This window comes from Nonomuraea sp. NPDC049784 (assembly GCF_040659615.1).
Classification (GTDB): Bacteria; Actinomycetota; Actinomycetes; order Streptosporangiales; family Streptosporangiaceae; genus Nonomuraea.
On record NZ_JBFAMX010001212.1, the window covers coordinates 1 to 1,359 of the forward strand.

2 protein-coding genes are annotated in these 1,359 nt (G+C 65.3%); both read right to left on the reverse strand.

What is annotated here, in order from left to right:
* Positions 1–12: 12 nt before the first annotated feature.
* On the reverse strand, positions 13–354 hold the full coding sequence (locus AB0J09_RS64805; RefSeq protein ID WP_360714448.1) for a hypothetical protein: 342 nt from the start codon (positions 352–354) through the stop codon (positions 13–15).
* Positions 355–425: 71 nt separating this feature from the next.
* Positions 426–1,301 (reverse strand): IS5 family transposase, encoded by an 876-nt coding sequence (locus tag AB0J09_RS64810; RefSeq protein WP_360714450.1) that lies wholly within the window; start codon positions 1,299–1,301, stop codon positions 426–428.
* Positions 1,302–1,359: the final 58 nt, after the last annotated feature.

Sequence of the window (1,359 nt, forward strand, 5' to 3'; positions counted from 1 at the left end):
CTAGGGCCTGTTTCAGAAGTCGGGTGAGGAGTCTCGGCTGAGGGCTGCGTGTGCTCGAGATGCCTGAGCAGTCCATATGGTGACGTCGGTAGCGATACGCCTTGGGTCGGTCGCGGTGTCAAGACGGTGATACCGACGAAGCGGGTCGCGGTATTCGACCTCGTAGGTGCCGTCGTCGAGGCAGGCGACGGAGGCGAACCAGGCGGGATCGTCTTCGTCGGGTTCGACGATGACGAAGGTGTTGGCGGGGTGGGCGAGCTCATTGATCATCTCGTAGAGGGCGTCCTCGGACGGCTCCATGATGAGTTCGCCGCCCTCGCTTTCCGCCTTCAGCCGGATGTGCTCGCGCCCCACTATTGGTTCCTTTCCAGGCGTACGGGTCACTGTTGATCAGATTGTGCAGGACCATCGTGGCAAGAGTGTGGTCACAACCACTCGTTGATGCAGGCGATGTGTACGGTCGCTTCGTAGCGGACGGCCAGCTTGTCGTACCGCGTGGCCACGGCGCGGTTGCGCTTGAGCCGGTTGATCGCGCATTCGACAGCGTGGCGCTCGCGGTAGTCGACCTTGTCGAAGGCGTAAGGTCGGCCGCCGTGTGACCCGCGTTTGCGGCGGTGGGCCGCCTGGTCCTTCTTTTCGGGGATGGTGCATTTGATACCACGCCGGCGCAGGTAGGAGCGATTGGCGCGAGAGGAGTAGGCCTTGTCGGCGCGGACTCGATCAGGGCGAGTACGGGGGCGACCGCCGCCTGGACGCGGCACCCGGATCCCCTCCAGCACCGATCTGAACTGCGGGGAGTCGCCCCGCTGCCCAGCCGTGATCACCACCGACAGCGGCTTTTGCCCCTGTTCGACGGCCAGGTGCGTCTTGGTGGTAAGACCGCCACGCGATCGGCCCAGCCCGTGATCGTCCGGTTCCGTACAAGACCCGCCGGGTGGTTCCTTCTGCGCATCCCCATCTCTTCGCGCACCGGCGGCGTGCTGGTGCGCGCGGACGATGGTGGAATCCACCGACACATCCCAGGTGATCAGCCCTTCGGCATCGGCTCGTGCCTGTAACGCGACAAGGATGCGCGCCCAGACTCCGTCCCGCTGCCAGCGGCGAAACAGTCCGTACACCGTCTGCCACGGCCCATACCGCTCGGGCACGTCCCGCCATGGCGCACCCGTCCGAAGTCGCCACCGGATCCCGTCGATGAGCTGCCGCTTCGCCCAGAGCGGCGGACGGCCCGCCTTCCTGCCCACCGGCAACAGCGGCTCCAGCATCGCCCACTGCGCGACGGTCAAATCACCCCGACCCACACAAAGATCGTCTCGGAAGTGGACCACCCAGGTGATCCACTTCTGAAACAGGCCCTAG